Below are 16,424 nucleotides of genomic sequence, written 5' to 3'. Positions count from 1 at the left end.
CACTTTTTGAGCTGTTCATCATTTCTATACTTAAAAAATAACTTAAGCATGATAAAATTGAATTTTATTTAAGCCATATTTGCAGATTGGTATTTAAAACACTGAATTCTGCCTTTTGAGTCTAAATAGATACTATAGATATAGCAACCGAAAAGATGAACCCAGGGATCGCTATAAAGACGCGGGGTTTTCCGGTAAGCAAGACTTTCTAAACTTCAGCAAGAGCTGTGAGGTGAATTTTCTTGAGGCTATAGATTCCCATCCAAATAAAGCTTTTACGAAGGCCTGCTTTAATCTGCTCGTTTTAAACCATACCTACAATGCCGTAACTCCCGATGCCGGACCTTTGTATTCTCTTTTGGATTACAATGCTGTTTTTTACTACGTGAAATTCGATGAAACAGGCTGCTTTCAAATCAAACGCCTCGACATCAACCTTGCCGAAGAAAGCCCAAAAGCCCAATCCTTCCTTCAATACTCTTATGCCAACAATTATGCGGTAGTATTGGACAACAGCATGTTGAAAGGTGATTATGATACCTTTGAGGATGTTTACGAAGCCTTGTTGTTTAAATAATATTGGTTCGTCCTTCGTATTCCGCACTTGGTTCGCCGAACTTCGTCAACTCCCTGGTTTCTTCTGAAAACCCTGCCTGGTCATTTCTCCCCAGGTCTTTTTGCCCATCAGCTTTTCCCAATAACCCACTAAAGCCGAATAAACGCCTAGAGGATGGAAGTATATTGGCTCTATCAAGGCAGCGCCCAAAAGCTTAAGGAAGTCTTTGATTTTGGGATACTTATGGTAGGTCAACTCTTCACTCAGCAATCCCAGTACTGAAAACATCACTGCAAAAACATACACAAATAAAATGAGTAGAAGAAACAGCTTCCAGTTTAAAAGACCAAAAGCTAAAAATACTAAGGTAATAAGTATTCCAACAAATTCGATGAGCGGGGCCAAAAACTCAAAAAATGTCCAATAAGGCACGGAAACCATGCCCAGTAATTTGTATTTGGGGTTCATGAACATCTTCTTATGGATAAAAAGAGTCTCAATAGTCCCGCGCATCCAGCGGCTACGTTGCTTTTTAAAGATGGTGGCATTCTCTGGGGCTTCAGTCCAGCAGAGGGGATCTGGTATATAGGATACTGTATAAGGCAATTTGTTTTCCAACATATATCTCCTCATTCTAACCACCAGCTCCATATCCTCCCCCACCGTCTTGGTGTCATATCCGCCGGCCTGGATGGCAATTTCTTTGTCAAAAGCACCAAATGCCCCACTGATCAGCAATAGCCCATCAAGCCTTTCCCAAGCCATTCTCCCTAACAAAAATGCACGCAAATATTCCAGAACCTGGATTCTGGGCAGCATGCGGTCAGGTACGTTCACCTCAATCAGGCGACCATCTTTGATCACGCATTGATTGGCTATCCTCACCACTCCCCCAGTAGCTATCACCCGCTTGCCGTCATTCTCCATAAAAGGCTTGGCCAATTTGAGCAAGGAATCCTTGTCCAAAATACAGTCCACATCAATGCATACTGCATAGGGATTGCGGGCAATATTAAGGCCTACATTTAAGGCATCGGCCTTACCACCATTATCCTTGTCCACCACCAGGAGCTTTTTATATGCCTGGTTTTTGGATCTGTATATATTTCTTATCCGCTTGGTTATCAACTTAATATCAAGATCCATTTCAACTACTTCCAAATCATAGGTTTTGATCAGGATTTCCATGGAATTGTCCTTGCTCCCATCATTGACCACGATCACCTCATAGTTGTTATAGTTGAGGGAAAGCAGGGATTTGACATTTTCTTTTATAGTCAAACCCTCATTGTAGGCCGGGGCAATTAGGGAAAGTTTGGGTGAAAACTCGCTCGAAAGCAATACTTCATAATTTACAAAACTGTTTCGCGTAAGGTAATCTTTCAGTTCTTTCACCGACAGATACCCCAACACCAAGTAGGAGCCCATGATGGTAACCGCATAAAGCAGAATCAAAACTAGATAGATTTCTACTGCCATGCTCAGTTGGGATCCAAAATTTATCGCTTCCAGCATCAGTTAAAGTTTTCAAGTTTGGCCATCACCCTGCTTGCCTCACTTTTAATTAGGTCACTTTGGGTTTTGCTGTGCAATTGGATCACAGCCGGGAAATTATCGGAGAGTTTCAGGGCTTGGATTACCTTCAAACCCAGACTAACGACTGACTTATTTGAAGAGGTCAATAGTTTTTCTATCCCCTTCGTGGTTTCAATATCGCCTTTTTTCAAGGCATGAATGATGGAAAGCTGCGTCCAGGTATCAATGGGATCTTTATGTTTGACCAAATGCACAAGTCCCTGTGTACCGTTTAATTTGATACAGCCGCGAATAGCAGCTATTTTAAGTGGCCTTACGCTGGATTTGGAAAGCTCAACAAAGGTATCAAAGGCTTGGGTTACCTGCATTTCAGCAAGTTCTTCTATTCCCAAACACTTTTTGGCCCAATTAAGGCTTTTAATCTTCTTGAAGGAATCTCGGATCAGGTGGGATTCGGCGTAGAATTTCTCCAGATTTTCGGCATACTGGCCTTCGTAATTGCGGTGCAGGTTGAGGGTTCCATCCATAAGCGTCTGCCGGAAAAGTGGGCTCTTGAAAAGCTTGGCCATTTTTTCGTCATTGACTATGGTGGCAAATATGCTGTCGGTAAACATCACCCCCATGAGGATTTCCTCAACGGTGGCCTGATATTCTTTCACCAGCTCCTGCCTTCTTATACGCCTATATCGGATGAAGACAAGTGCCATAAACATCATAATTGTGCCCATTGCAAAAAAGGCAATGGCAAAAACCAAAAAAGGCTCTACCCAAGTCTTATCCGTATAAAAACCCCAAAGTCTTTCCATCAACAGTATCCAATTAATCAATTAAGCTGTTTAAGCAGTTTCTTCATCCTTACCAGCAATACTGCAGGGCTCACAGGCTTTGGGATAAATTCATTGGCCCCAATATCAAAGGAGTCCAGTTCGGTCTGCTCTACGTTAGATGATGTAAAAATAATGATTGGGGTATCAAGATTCAATTCGGTTCTCACATGCTGTGTCATTTCCATTCCACTGATGCCGGGCATGTTAATATCCGTGAGGATAATATCGTATTCCTTTACCTTAATAGCCTCCAGCGCCTCTTTGCCGTTTTCAAACTGATCCACTTCAAATCCCTTGGATGTAAGAAAAAAAGAAAGAGATTTTCTCAATAAATCGTTGTCTTCAGCTAGAATTAGTCTCATTTAATTGGGGTGGTTTTGGTATACTAGGTACTATGTAAAATTAGTGTTTTGGTCATTAGAAGCCAATTATAAACATTCCGGTTATTTAATGCCTTCGTTCTTCGGCCGCCTACCAATTCGCTAGACTCATTGGGGACGGGGTGATTTAATATATATTTTCTTAGCGCCTCCGCGCCATTGTGGCCAATCTCAATTTCCTTACTTTTTCTTTGCGCCTCCGTGCCTTTGTGGCTAATCTCAATTTCTTTACTTTTTCTTTCCGCCTTCGGTCCTTTGTGGCCAATCTCAATTCCCTTACTTTTTCTTTCCGCCTTCGGGCCTTTGTGGCTAACTAACCCTCAATATTCCTTTTCAAGTAGGTCGTTTAACTCCTCCGTAGCCTCTCCCAGTAGCTGCTTCAACTCATTTATCCCCTCAAAGACTTCCTTTGAGAGCTCAGTGCCCCCATTTTTCCAGAGTTCAGTGGCTTCTTTTTCGGTTTGGTTCAAAATATAAACACATTTTTCCAAAAGAAACAGGGATGCACTGGATTTCATGGCATGCGCAAATTCCTTTACCTCCTTGAAATCTTGCTCATGCATGGCCTTCTCCAAAACTTCAATCTCGTTTTCCACCTTTTGGCAAAACATGGCTATGATTTCTTTTTCAAACTCTTTATTGTTTTCTGAAAGCTCTCTCAGATAACTCAAATTGATCTTGGATCCCACACTGACCGCAGCCTCTGCTTCCTCAACTTTTCTTTCTTCCACTTTTTCCTTTAATCCGTGTCTGTCCAAAACCTCTAAGATCTTGGCATATAATTCCTCCTTCCGGAAGGGCTTACTTACATACGCATTCATACCCAAATCAAAGCATCGCTGCCTTTCACTTATGAACGAATGGGCCGTCATTGCGATGATAGGGATATCAGAATTTACCTCGGTTCTCAAATGCACCGTTGCCTGATAGCCATCCATTAAGGGCATCTGCAGATCCATCAACACCAAGTCATACACCTTGGAGGAAAACATTTCAATTCCCTCTTTGCCATTGTGGGCAATATCCAATTCAAACCCAAACCCCTCAATCACATTTCTAACCAACCTCTGGTTGATTACATTATCTTCACAGAGTAATATGGACACTTTCCTATTAATTTCAGGCAGTTCAACCTTATTATTAATATTAACATCTATATCATTGACCTTCTGATATATAAGGCTAAAATAGAACTCGGATCCTATGCCGACTCTACTCTTAACCTCCAACTTGCCATCCTGAAGTTCAATGAGCTGCTTACTGATATTCAGCCCCAAGCCCGTGCCCCCAAAATTACGGGAAGTGCTCTCCTCTCCTTGGGAAAAACGCTCAAATATGGTGGCCAGTTTACTCTCTGGAATACCAATTCCGGTATCCTTAATGCTAAACTTCAGTTCAATGCTTTCCTCATCCTCCCTTACTTTCTTAACCATTATATTCACCTCGCCATCAGTGGTAAATTTAATGGCATTGCCGGCCAAATTCATCATGATTTGATTAAGCCTCCCCTTGTCCCCGACCACCATATCAGGTAGTTCGGCATCTAGTAAAAGGTTGAAATCAATCAGTTTTTCATGGGCCCTGATTTTCAAAAGCTCATAATTGTGCTTGAGTGAAGCCTTTATATTAAAGGGCTGTGGATCAATCACCAATTTACCCGCTTCAATTTTGGAAAGGTCCAAGATGTCGTTGACCAATAAAAGGAGATTCTCTCCGGCCATCTTCACATGTCCCACATATTCGGTTTGGGTATCATCCAACTTGGTCTCCGATATCAGATCGGTAAAACCAATAATGGCGTTCATAGGGGTCCTGATCTCATGGCTCATATTGGCCAAAAAGTTTGCCTTCATGGCTACAGCCTGCTCGGCAAGTTGTTTGGCCTCGATCAGCTTGGCTTCCACTTTCTTTTTGGAACTGTAATCCTCCGCTACGCTCAAATATCCCTGTACCTGCCCTTCATCATCGTAAATGCAGGTAATAGTCTGCCACACCGGGATCCTTTTGCCGGATTTGGTGATGTAGGTCCATTCCCTCGAATCCGCTGTATTGTTGGTGCGGGCACTATCTACCAAGACATCCAGGTCTTTGGCAAAAGTCTTGGAATACTCCTTCTCAAGCTCTTTCTTGACCTTTTCCAACTCCTGCTCATCAAGAAAAATCAGCGGGGTTTTGACATTGACCACCTCACTTTCTTTATAACCCAAAAGCTGAAGTCCCGATTTATTGATCTTACGGATGATACCCCTGGTATCCATGAACACAATACTGTAGCTGGCCCCATCAATGATGGAGCTTTGGGTTTTCAGCAGGTTCGTAATTCTCTGCTTCCTGTGTTTTTCTTCGGTGATGTCCCTCTTGATGGACACAAACTTATATGGCTTGCCGTGTGGATTTAAAAAGGGCACCACCACCATGTCTTCCCAATAGTAAGACCCGTCCTTTGCTTTGTTTTTGATTTCGTTTTTCCAAACTTTCCCAGCTAGCAGGGTTTTCCACAGGCTTTCAAAAAAAGCCTTACTATGAAAACCGGAATCAATGATCTTGTGGGTCTGACCCAACAATTCGTCACGCCGAAATTGGGAAATAGCGCAAAACTTATCATTGACATAGGTGATGACCCCGGATTCATCAGTGATGGATACGATGGAGGTTTCGTCAATGGCCATTTTGTAGTAATCCAGCTCCTTGGCAATTCCGTCAAGGGCTTTTTCGGCCAGCTTACTCACCTCATTTTTAAGCTTTTTGTTTCTTTTTTTAAGCTCTAGATGGGCCATTACATGGTTGGCTAGCGTCTCCAGAGCTGCTTTTTGGTCCTCATTCAGCTCTTTGGGCTTACTGTCCACCACGCAAAGGGTGCCGATGTGAAAACCGCTTGGAGTAGTCAGCGGGGTGCCTGCATAGAATCTCACTTTTCCTTCCCTCACAGATGGGTTGTCCTTTAGCACAGAATGTTCTTCCGCATCGGGCACATAGGTAAGCTTGTCGTCCAATATGGCATATTGGCAAAAAGTCAAGGGACGGGATATCTCTTGGACATCCATGCCCACTTTGGCCTTGTACCACTGCCTGTCTTCGTCTATAAAGGAAATCAGAGCGATGGGAACCTCGCAGATGTAAGAGGCAAGTTTGGCTATGCTATCAAAGGTCTCCTCGGGAGAAGTATCCATGATCTCATATTCTCGAAGAGCCTGAAGTCTTTCCTGCTCATTGAGCGGAATGGGTGGGTTGGAAGCAGACATGTAAATGTTAAGTAAAAAAATCCATTAGGACTTCTTCGAGTATTTCTCGTAATTTTCTTTAGATTCAAAATAAAGTACTCCCCCATACGGATGACCTGGCTCAGGAGCAATGAAGGCCTGGGATTTGTCAACTTCCTTGCCCGTCAGGGGATCTTTGGCATATCTGACATCCCTGTCGTTCTGTATAGTGTTTACACACATCTCGCAGCAACCATAATACATCTTGTCTCCAAACTCCACCGGAAACTGCTTTTTACCCATAAAGGCGTTGTTTACCATACAAACCAATTCTTTCTCTAGGCCATCTTCGTGCATTTCTGCTTCAAAAGTCTCTTGGCTGGCAGCCATGGGAGCATTTTGGGCATCATGGTGCTTAAATACTTCCTCAGTTTCCGCACTTGAAACAGCGTCAGCTTCCTGGGAAGAGTTTTGGGAACATGAAAATAGAAACGCAATACAAAGGGTGGATAATGCAAATGTGAATCTTCTCATTATAAAGGGATTTTATCGGTTAGTTTTGAATCTTTGTAACATCTGGGATTATAGCCACTTAAGCTTCAAACTAGTTCCAAGGGAATCAAATTTTTTCTGCTACGAAAATATGACAGCAGCGTGATATTTGAAAGAAAACTGTAATTATTAGGGATATATTTTCTGGGTACTAAGTACGAAGTACTAGGTACTAGTATCCTAGGACAGAGCTCGTTTTATACCTTTTGATCATCTAAGAATATTTTCGCCGCGAAGAGGCCTTTCCCGATCCACTTTGCTACTCGGGACAAGTAGTGTGACTTCGTGTAAACTTTGTGCCCTTACTGACCAATGTCATTTTAGCGTTGCTTCGTGGTTTCTCAACCCCTAAACCTCCCGATCCGCGCAGCGATGATCGGGAAGTAAACTTCGAACCGCCCGCCATACCCAATACTCCGCGAAGAGGCCTTTCCCGATCCACTTTGCTACTCGGGACAAGTAGTGTGACTTCGTGTAAACTTTGTGCCCTTACTGACCAATTTCATTTTAGCGTTGCTTCGTGGTTTCTAAACCCCTAAACCTCCCGATCCGCGCAGCGATGATCGGGAAGTAAACTTCTAACCGCCCGCCATACCCACTACTCCGCGAAGAGGCCTTTCCCGATCCACTTTGCTACTCGGGACAAGTAGAGTGACTTCGTGTAAACTTTGTGCCCTTACTGACCAATGTCATTTTAGCGTTGCTTCGTGGTTTCTAAACCCCTAAACCTCCCGATCCGCGCAGCGATGATCGGGAAGTAAACTTCTAACCGCCCGCCATACCCAATACTCCGCGAAGAGGCCTTTCCCGATCCACTTTGCTACTCGGGACAAGTAGCGCAACTTCGTGTAAGCTTTGTGCCCTTAGTGACCAATTTCTCCCGTATTGACCAATTGCTTTCACCTAGACCACCGGCACCTGGGTACGGTTCAACGCGCCGGCCAGGTACGCCATTGGAAGGTAGGCCAAAAACAGGTCTGCCAAGATAAACCACATGGGCGCTGGGATCAATACCGCACTGATAATCCCACCAAGGAGGAAAAATACCCCTACAAACATGGCCATCTTCTGCTTGTGGCTCACAGCCATATAAGCTGCCACAAAGGCGCCCACGAAGGTTCCAAGGGCATGAGCCAAGAATGGCATAAAAAAGTGGCGGGCCTCAAAAAGGTGAATGGAGTTTTGAAGACCCTCCCTAGTGGTAACATCCGCACCCTCAGGTGGTGGAATTATATATCCACTGATCATTATTATCCCCATATTGACCAAACTGCCGATTACTATACCTGCAATAATTCCAATGACATTTCTCAATGTAATGCTCATTATGTAAATGTTTTATGTAAAAATGATTTCAGGAAATAATATAATACTTTTCGCCATAATTTACTTCTCTTTTTCAAAAGTAAAAATACCCTAATTGCGGTATTGTTTGATATAATTATAAATTATAGGTTTGTGCCGTTATGAATTAAGTCCAGAATGGCCTCCCAAGACTTTAAAAGGTTTGAGGTATTTTATATCCTAATTACTTAATAATGAAAAGATTATTACTACTCACCTTGGTGACAGCAATGCTTTCTAGCTGCGCAACCATTTTTACCGGGACGAAAGACACCATCCATTTCAACTCTAATCCTGAAGGAGCCACGGTTTACAAAGATGGACTTGAAATTTGCAAAACACCTTGCCGGGTCCCTGTAAAGAGAAGCCTTAATGATACCGATATCGAGTATAGACTTGATGGGTATGAAGCAAGGGTGTTCAGCTTGGATAAAGAATTTAATGTGGTTAGCATTATTAATCTTGGAAACTTACTGGGGTGGGGTATTGATGCCGCGAGTGGGGCCTTGATGAAGTACGACCGTAAAAATTACGAGCTGGATTTGAAAAGAGATGAAAGAACTTCCAATCTAAATCCCAAGGAAATCCATATCAACAGCGAAAAAAATACAGTTGATATTTATGTGATAGCTGATTGATTAAAGAATCGCTTAACTAAAAAAGCCCGAGGACATCATCCTCGGGCTTTTCGGTTTAATAGGTTTTATAGGTTATTTATTTATTCGTTCTCCGGTCTTCCGTCTCCGGTCCTAATTTTCTTATTTTGTGTCCTTTGGCCATTTTAAATGCTTCAGTCTTTTTGAAACACCCTCACATAATCCACTACCAATTGCTGTGGAAAGATGGTTGAATCATCTGGATTGCCGGGCCAGTTGCCCCCTATCGCCAAGTTGATCAGGATAAACTGTGGATCCCTAAACTCATCCATATGGGCTGGGGTGATATCAATGGTATGATATTCCTGGCCATCAAGCAGCCACACGATCTTCTCTTCATCCCAAATGATGGAGAATACGTGAAATGCGTCATTGAAAATCCCCTCAGAAAGACTGGACTTGCCTCCAGATGTTGCATAGGTACCGTTGTTTGACCAGTGAAGGGTACCGTGAGTGGTATTGTCCCTGCCGCTGGCATTTCCGCCCACCATCTCCATGATGTCGATCTCACCACATGCCGGCCAGCCAACTTCGGTGATGCTTTCGCCAAGCATCCAGAAGGCAGGCCATATACCCTGGCCTTTGGGCAATACGGCTCTGAAGTCAATCCTGCCAAAGGTAAAAGACTGCTTGCCCTGGGTTTTCATCCTTGTGGAAGTATAATTCTTTCCACCGAAGTTTTCCTCCTTGGCGGTGATTACCAACATTCCGTCTTTAACCTCCGCATTCTCTCTTCGATAAAACTGCAGTTCATTGTTTCCCCAACCGCAAAGGTTGGGACAGCCATCCCCGATTTCATACACCCAATCAGGGGAAATTCCCTCCTCAAACTCATCTCTCCAAACCAAGGTATAGCCATCATAGCTCTCTGGGCTTTCATATCCTTCGGTAGGAATACCAAGACCAAGTGCCTGTTCGGTGATTTCAACTTGTGTCTCCTCACTTATGAAAGCATCCTCCGTAGTATGGGCCTGCACCGTAATGGTGTAGTTTCCGGGAGTCCTGTAGCTGTGGGTGGCCTCTTGGCCTTCCACCCGCTGCATGTTGGACTTGGCTTCACCAAAATCAATCCTATAGAAGTTGACATCCCTGGCAGAGAAAATTGCTTTCACTCTTCCATTGCCCAGTTCCTCTATTTGAACCGTCAGGTCAGTGGGAAGTGTGACCACTTCCCCTGACTGTTCCTGCTGACAGCTATTTGCCCCCGTAAGGAGGATAAACATTATTAATATAAACTTCATCCGTTTTTTCATTCTCTAATTTACTCAGCTGGAACCAACACAAATGTCCAGAACACCCCACCATCACCGGAGATATCAATCGTAATTGTCATCTCCTGCGAAGCCTCATCAAAATTAATCACAGTGTAAGTTACTGATTTATTTGCAGTTGGAGGGCCTGTTTCGTACTCTCCACCATTGAAGGCTTTAGGTAAGGCGATAAATGCGCCCGTACCTGTCACCGTGATGGTTGGAAGGCTATCAGGAGTTCCCTGCTGGAAAGCAAACTCATGGATACCTGGGCCCCAAGCCTCACCAATTGTACCGGCAAGATTATCAACGCTTTGACATCCTTCGTCCACGCCCATATAGCCTTCTCCAAAAAAGTCACCTTGGGGATCATACTCGTAATAACCACCCTCGCCAAAAATGAAAAGGTCATTAAACAAACATGGTCTATCACCAGAAATATCATTTCCGCCAGGGTACCACTCATCACTGCCTAGCACAGGACCTACTCCGAATGCACCAGCACTTTCCTTAAGTTTCCATGCCTTCTGGCCATTTCCGATCAAATCACCCAAAGTGATAGCCACTTCGCTCAAGTCCGGCTCCGGCTCCGGCTCTGTGCCGCTATCAAACCCTTCAGGCACTAATCTAATGTACCAAGCCAAGCCATCGTTAGCCTGATCTACAAATCTTAAGAATAGCTCATTCTCTTCGATTCTAACGATCTGATAAGTTCTTCCACCTGCAAAATAGCCGATGAAACCACCGTTAGAAATTGTCAATTCTGGGTAAGAACCTTCAGGCTCTGCCATCGACCAAGTCAAACCATCAGGAGCAGTGTATGGTGCAGTGAAGTCACCCACTTCAGACTCAAATGAACCTGGGAAGTTACCTGCCTGAGCGGCATTGATATACACATTGCCATTGGTTTCCATTACATATCTGAAATCTGCAAGGTAGAAAGTGTATCTATCGTCGTACATTCCCCCGCCTTCTTTTTCAAATGGACCTGCTTGATACCACTCTGGTACGTCACCGGCACCAGAAGATGGGTTTGGCCCCACACCAAAATGTCCAGACCTAGCTGCATCAATCACCCAAGTCTTACCTTCTGTAGCGTCCACACCACCTGTTAACATGTTATAAAGCGGCTTGTCTAGCAGAAGTGGATCAGTGTTTTCGATTACTACTTCTTGGCTGTAGGTCGCACTACCGCCTTTATTGAATACGGTAAGGGTGACTGTGTAAGTACCCGCCATTGGATAGGTTGCCGTCACCGTTCTTCCTGAGGACTGGGCACCATTGCCAAAGTCCCAGTTCATCATGAAAAACTCCTGCGATGCAGTGAATCTGATGATGTTTTCATTTTCCTCTGTGGATTGAAAGGTGAAATTTGCGTCCTGCTCCGTAGGAGGATTCTCCTCAAGGGAATAGTCTTCCACACAGGCTGCCATAAATGCAAATGGCAGCAGCAGGAATAAGTACTTATAATATTTCTTTAACATCTTTTCTGAAAATTAATAGTTAGGATTTTGCTGCCAGTTGCCGCCCGCAAGGTCAATTTCTACCTGAGGGATTGGGAATAGCTCATGCTTGCCCGGTACAAAGCCTTGGATCACATCCGCCGCTCTTCCGGTTCTTACCAAATCAAAGAACCTGTATCCTTCACCGGAAAGCTCCAGTCTTCTTTCTCTGTAGATATCCTGCAACAATTGGGTTCCAGAGCTGTTGATAGCCGGCATGCCTACGCGCTGTCTCACCTTGTTCAGCTCAGTTCTAGCCCTATCATCATTCCCGCTTTGCTGGAAGGCCTCAGCTGCCATTAGCAACACGTCCGCATAACGGATCACTCTGTAATTAAGTGGGCTGGTCAAATCATCATCTGGGAGGCCTCTCTCGTCCAGCCTTTTGATGTATTTGTTGTTGTAATACCCCGTGTGTCCACCCGCACCAACAGCATAGGAAATATCTCCTGAATTAGGCTGGGCAGCGATAAAGGCATCGATATCCAACAACGTAGCTTCTCTCCTAGGATCATTGCCATCAAAATAATCATAAAGATCCTGGGTAGGAAGATTGTAGCTATTGCCATCACCGTATAGCGGACCATTGTACTGTCTGACACCATGGAAACCAACTGCTGGGTTACCCTGAAGGCACACAAAACAACCGTAGTCACCACCTTGCTGGCCAGAGTACTGAATGGTGAATACATCCTCACTGTTGTTTTCATTCACCACATAGAAAAGCGTGGAGAAATCAGGGAATAGGTCATACCCAGCAGCATTTTGGCTAATGATACGGTCCAAAGTCTGGGCAGCATCACCAAATTTATTCTGATATAACTGTACCTTACCCAAAAGCGCAATAGCAGCACCTTTGGTAATTCTACCCGTTTCTGCCTGTTGGTCAGGAAGCACGTTGATAGCTTCGTTCAGGTCTTGCTCGATCTGGGCATACACCTGCACGCGTGGAGTTCTTTCACTAGCGGAAACTTCGCTAAGAGAAAGTCGTCTGTCCACTACCAATGGCACATCACCAAAATAGGTAGTCAATACAAAGTGATAATACGCCCTAAGGAATTTGGCTTCGGCTAGAATCTGGTCCTTACCCTCAAAATCGATCTTATCCTTATGCTCAAAGATATAATTGGCCCTGGCAATACCGGCATAGTTCCATCTCATGATGTCCCTCAACTCGGTATTTACGCCCCCATGGGTCATGTTGTCGATTTCGTGGAGACCCCGTGAATCGTTCACACTTTCTCCCCCCGCAATGGAATTGTCGGAAGCAATCTCCCCAATCCAAATATGGAGGTAGCTGGTCTGAAGCAGATCATAAACCCCTACCAAAGCCCTTTCGTAATCCTCGGGCGTATCAAAGAAGTTTTCGGCATCCTGGGTGTATTCCGGCTCTATGTCCAAAAGGTAATCACAGGAAGTGACCATCAACCCCATTGCCAATATTATGGTTAAATATATTTTTCTCATCTCAATTAGAATTTAATGTTTAGACCTCCCATTACGGTTCTCGCTTGTGGGTAAATACCGTTGTCAACACCGGCAAAAAGCGGGTTTCCAGCTCCCACATCCGGGTCAAAGCCCATGTAGCGAGTCAGCGTAAACAGGTTGTTGGCTGCTACATAAAACCTTACGGATGAGATTTTAAGGTTTTCAGTCAATGTTCTAGGAAGGGTATAGCCTAGGGTCACATTTCTCAACCTTACGAATGATCCATCTTCCACATAAAAATCAGAGAATACCGTGTTTCTGGTCTGGCCAGTAGTCAATCTAGGGTAAACATCGGTTGTTCCTGGACCCGTCCATCTTTCCAAGTTGTAAGAAAGCATATTGGCGTAAGGCTGCTGACGCTCATAGTTTCTGATGATGTCCTGACCAAGTGCGGCATATACGTTGGCAGAAAAGTCAAAGCCTTTGAAATCCATACCCAAGTTGAAGCCCATGATCACATCTGGAATTGGGGAACCGATCATTGTTCTGTCAGAATCATCACCGAAGTTGATCACCCCGTCACCATTCTGGTCAACGAATCTCAGGTCCCCTGGACGTGCGCCAGGCTGAGAAACCGGGCTTGAGGCAATTTCTTCTTCAGATTGCCAGATACCGTTGGTCTGGTAACCTACAAAGTAACCGATTGGGTAACCTACTTCAAATCTGGTAGCCACGCTTCCCCCTACCCCAAATGGAGCACCTGGAATGAAATCAAGTCCAGTGGGTACACTGGTCACCCTGTTATGAAGGAATGTCACGTTGTAATCCAATCTGATATTCAATCCTGATGCTCTTCTTAGGTCATAGCCCAATTCAAGTTCAAGACCTCTGTTCAGCACGTTACCCGCATTGATCACTGGAGGGAATCCACCAGCTCCATAAGAACCCAACAATGCAGAAACTTCCGGCTGGAACAATAGGTCTCTGGTGTTTTTGATGAAATAGTTGGCCGTGAAATCTATCCCGCCAAAAAAAGTCGCATCGACACCAATGTTGGTCTGCTCTGTAGTCTCCCACTTCAAATCAGGGTTACTGGTTGTTCCGATGGCCGCACCGTTTACAATCAGGTCGTTAAATACATATCTTGCCGTACCATTCAAAAGTCCTCTATATCTGAAAAGGCCGATTTGATCATTGCCGGAAACCCCGTAACTGGCTCTTAATTTCAAGAAGTCAACGGCACTCGTGCCGAAGAAATCCTCCTCAGAGATAATCCAAGCAGTTGAAATGGATGGGAAATAACCGATTCTGTTGTTGGCCCCAAAGTTGGAAGAACCGTCTCTTCTCACAATTCCGGAGATAAAGTAACGCTGCTTATAGTCATATTCAGCCCTTGCAAATACGGAAGTCAAACGCTGTCTGTTCTGGAATGAACCCACATTGTTCAAAAATCCACCGGAAGCCTGGTTGGCAGAAATATCAGCCAAAGCAGGGTCGTTGTTAGGAATATTAAAACCAACACCGCTCAAGCCCATGCTTCTGTTTCCAATGTAAGAAACACCCGCTGTTCCTCTTACTCTGTGATCTTCGTCGAAGGTCTCGCTGTAATTTAAGAAGGCTTCAAGGTTGTAGTCAAAGAATGTATTTCTCGCTTCGGCCACATTTGCACCTCTTTCGATTTCAAGGTCACCAATATTTACAATCACTGGATCCAAGTTGGCATTCCTTGCTGTGTTTGGCGCCTTACCGGTACCGTACCATACAAGTGGATTGAAGTTTTTGGTATCTACCAAACTGTAGTTATAACCAGCTCTACCTACTGCTGTAAATCTGTTGTTGATTTCGTAGGAGATTTCTTCTTTACCCACAATCTTATTTACCCAAGCATCATTATAAGTATTGGCCATCTGAGCCAATGGGTTGATGATGTCGTTTACATTATCCAAGTAGGAATATCTCCCATCCACCATAAGTGGCTCAGTTGGATAAGCATTCACGGTATTATAAAGCACCGATCCAATGCCTCCCTGAGGAATTGTTGAACTTTGCTCGTGCGTATAAAGCAATACATTGGTAAGTCTAACTCTTGGCGCCAGTTCAGTAGTGAAGTTGATTCTGGCATTGTATCGCTCAAAATTGGCTTTAGGTCCGCCAACGATACCTTCCTGTGCAAAATAAGAACCTCCGATGGAGTAGCTGGATTTGGCTGTTCCTCCGGTCACGGACATGTTGTATTCCTGGATAGGCGCTTCGGTAAATACCGCATTTTGCCAGTCAGTACCCAATCCCAAATTGGTATTGTTGAAAGGCATTGCCTGTCCACCTGCAGCAAAAGCCTCGTTTTTCAAGATGGCATACTCTCTGGCGTTAAGCAGGTCCAGCTGACGGGCAGTAGATTGAACACCATAATAAGCGCCAACATTAAATGAAGGCTTGGCATTCACAGCTCCTTTTTTGGTTTCGATCAAGATCACACCATTGGCCGCTCTCACCCCGTAGATACCTGCAGTACCATCCTTCAGGACGTTTACAGACTCAATATCATTTGGGTTCAATGCGTTCAAACCCTCAGCATCATAAATCACCCCATCAACCAAAATCAAGGGGTTGTTTTGGCCTGAAGTACTGATACCACGGATACGTATGTTGGAAGTTCCCCCTGGAGCACCAGAGTTGGTAGAAATGTTCACCCCTGCGATCTTACCCTGTAGGGCCTGATCCACACGCGGCATGTTCATCTTCTCAATGCTTTCCCCTCTTACCTGGGAAGTTGCTCCGGTCAATTCCTTCTTCTTGGCCGTGCCGTAACCTACGACTACCACCTCATCAAGAGAAGAAACATCGGATTCCATTTCCACATTAATTGTCGTGGAAGTACCTACCGTTCTGGTAAGGGTGGTAAAGCCTATAAAGCTATACCTTAACTGGTCACCTTGATCGGCATTGATGGAATACCTTCCATCCAGATCCGTGACCGTACCCACGGTACTGTTTACTTTTAAGACACTGACGCCGGGGAGCGGTTCCCCGGTTTCGTCCGTGACTGTGCCAGAGATTGCAATCGTTTGCGCCCAAAGGCTACAATTGATACACATGGCAAGACAAAACCATAAAATTTTTTTCATGCGATAAATTTTGGATTTAGAAATTAATCCCCGAAATCAAAGCATTTACCGCTCTACTGCAAAAAAAC

12 protein-coding genes are annotated in these 16,424 nt (G+C 44.4%); 2 read left to right on the top strand and 10 right to left on the bottom strand.

The window, feature by feature from the left end; all coding sequences use genetic code 11:
- Window positions 1-115 precede the first annotated feature (115 nt).
- On the top strand, window positions 116-577 hold the full coding sequence (locus tag KI659_RS10800; RefSeq protein WP_213945362.1) for a hypothetical protein: 462 nt from the start codon (window positions 116-118) through the stop codon (window positions 575-577).
- 45 nt (window positions 578-622) lie between these two features.
- Here the strand turns inward: KI659_RS10800 and KI659_RS10795 are convergent, their stop codons facing one another.
- The 6 genes from KI659_RS10795 to KI659_RS10770 all read right to left on the bottom strand — a co-directional run bounded on the left by KI659_RS10795 (window position 623) and on the right by KI659_RS10770 (window position 8,377).
- Window positions 623-2,071, bottom strand: a complete 1,449-nt coding sequence (locus KI659_RS10795) for a glycosyltransferase family 2 protein (RefSeq protein ID WP_246535365.1) — start codon at window positions 2,069-2,071, stop codon at window positions 623-625.
- Complete coding sequence (locus KI659_RS10790; RefSeq protein WP_213945361.1) at window positions 2,071-2,919, bottom strand: HEAT repeat domain-containing protein; 849 nt, start codon at window positions 2,917-2,919, stop codon at window positions 2,071-2,073. Before KI659_RS10790 ends, KI659_RS10795 begins: the two co-directional genes overlap by 1 nt.
- Window positions 2,916-3,281, bottom strand: a complete 366-nt coding sequence (locus tag KI659_RS10785) for a response regulator transcription factor (RefSeq protein ID WP_213945360.1) — start codon at window positions 3,279-3,281, stop codon at window positions 2,916-2,918. Before KI659_RS10785 ends, KI659_RS10790 begins: the two co-directional genes overlap by 4 nt.
- A 338-nt stretch (window positions 3,282-3,619) precedes the next feature.
- Window positions 3,620-6,541, bottom strand: a complete 2,922-nt coding sequence (locus KI659_RS10780; protein WP_213945359.1) for a PAS domain S-box protein — start codon at window positions 6,539-6,541, stop codon at window positions 3,620-3,622.
- Window positions 6,542-6,565: 24 nt separating this feature from the next.
- A complete protein-coding gene (locus KI659_RS10775; RefSeq protein ID WP_213945358.1) occupies window positions 6,566-7,033 on the bottom strand; it encodes a hypothetical protein in 468 nt (155 codons plus the stop codon).
- Window positions 7,034-7,954: 921 nt separating this feature from the next.
- Window positions 7,955-8,377, bottom strand: a complete 423-nt coding sequence (locus KI659_RS10770; protein WP_213945357.1) for a hypothetical protein — start codon at window positions 8,375-8,377, stop codon at window positions 7,955-7,957.
- A 212-nt stretch (window positions 8,378-8,589) separates the two neighbouring features.
- Between KI659_RS10770 and KI659_RS10765 the strand changes: the two genes are divergently transcribed.
- Window positions 8,590-9,033, top strand: coding sequence for a PEGA domain-containing protein (locus tag KI659_RS10765; RefSeq protein WP_213945356.1), 444 nt, complete (start codon window positions 8,590-8,592; stop codon window positions 9,031-9,033).
- Between the two features lie 152 nt (window positions 9,034-9,185).
- Here the strand turns inward: KI659_RS10765 and KI659_RS10760 are convergent, their stop codons facing one another.
- Genes KI659_RS10760 through KI659_RS10745 form a run of 4 tightly spaced genes read right to left on the bottom strand, consistent with a single transcriptional unit; the run spans window position 9,186 to window position 16,356 of the window.
- Window positions 9,186-10,292: a family 16 glycosylhydrolase gene (locus KI659_RS10760; RefSeq protein WP_246535364.1), complete on the bottom strand. Its 1,107-nt coding sequence runs from the start codon at window positions 10,290-10,292 to the stop codon at window positions 9,186-9,188.
- A 20-nt stretch (window positions 10,293-10,312) separates the two neighbouring features.
- Window positions 10,313-11,785: a PKD domain-containing protein gene (locus KI659_RS10755; RefSeq protein ID WP_213945354.1), complete on the bottom strand. Its 1,473-nt coding sequence runs from the start codon at window positions 11,783-11,785 to the stop codon at window positions 10,313-10,315.
- A 12-nt stretch (window positions 11,786-11,797) separates the two neighbouring features.
- Window positions 11,798-13,270, bottom strand: coding sequence for a RagB/SusD family nutrient uptake outer membrane protein (locus KI659_RS10750; RefSeq protein ID WP_213945353.1), 1,473 nt, complete (start codon window positions 13,268-13,270; stop codon window positions 11,798-11,800).
- A gap of 5 nt (window positions 13,271-13,275) precedes the next feature.
- On the bottom strand, window positions 13,276-16,356 hold the full coding sequence (locus KI659_RS10745) for a SusC/RagA family TonB-linked outer membrane protein (RefSeq protein WP_213945352.1): 3,081 nt from the start codon (window positions 16,354-16,356) through the stop codon (window positions 13,276-13,278).
- Window positions 16,357-16,424: the final 68 nt, after the last annotated feature.

This window comes from Litoribacter ruber, from assembly GCF_018449405.1.
Lineage (GTDB): Bacteria > Bacteroidota > Bacteroidia > Cytophagales > Cyclobacteriaceae > Litoribacter > Litoribacter ruber.
This window is presented reverse-complemented; position numbering and strand designations above follow the sequence as displayed.

Bases quoted from the DNA above. Each gene is read 5' to 3' on its own strand.
- KI659_RS10780 (WP_213945359.1), bottom strand. From the start codon at position 6,541: ATGTCTGCTTCCAACCCACCCATTCCGCTCAATGAGCAGGAAAGACTT.
- KI659_RS10760 (WP_246535364.1), bottom strand. From the start codon at position 10,292: ATGAAGTTTATATTAATAATGTTTATCCTCCTTACGGGGGCAAATAGC.
- KI659_RS10745 (WP_213945352.1), bottom strand. From the start codon at position 16,356: ATGAAAAAAATTTTATGGTTTTGTCTTGCCATGTGTATCAATTGTAGC.
- KI659_RS10785 (WP_213945360.1), bottom strand. From the start codon at position 3,281: ATGAGACTAATTCTAGCTGAAGACAACGATTTATTGAGAAAATCTCTT.
- KI659_RS10775 (WP_213945358.1), bottom strand. From the start codon at position 7,033: ATGAGAAGATTCACATTTGCATTATCCACCCTTTGTATTGCGTTTCTA.
- KI659_RS10795 (WP_246535365.1), bottom strand. From the start codon at position 2,071: ATGCTGGAAGCGATAAATTTTGGATCCCAACTGAGCATGGCAGTAGAA.
- KI659_RS10765 (WP_213945356.1), top strand. From the start codon at position 8,590: ATGAAAAGATTATTACTACTCACCTTGGTGACAGCAATGCTTTCTAGC.
- KI659_RS10755 (WP_213945354.1), bottom strand. From the start codon at position 11,785: ATGTTAAAGAAATATTATAAGTACTTATTCCTGCTGCTGCCATTTGCA.
- KI659_RS10750 (WP_213945353.1), bottom strand. From the start codon at position 13,270: ATGAGAAAAATATATTTAACCATAATATTGGCAATGGGGTTGATGGTC.
- KI659_RS10770 (WP_213945357.1), bottom strand. From the start codon at position 8,377: ATGAGCATTACATTGAGAAATGTCATTGGAATTATTGCAGGTATAGTA.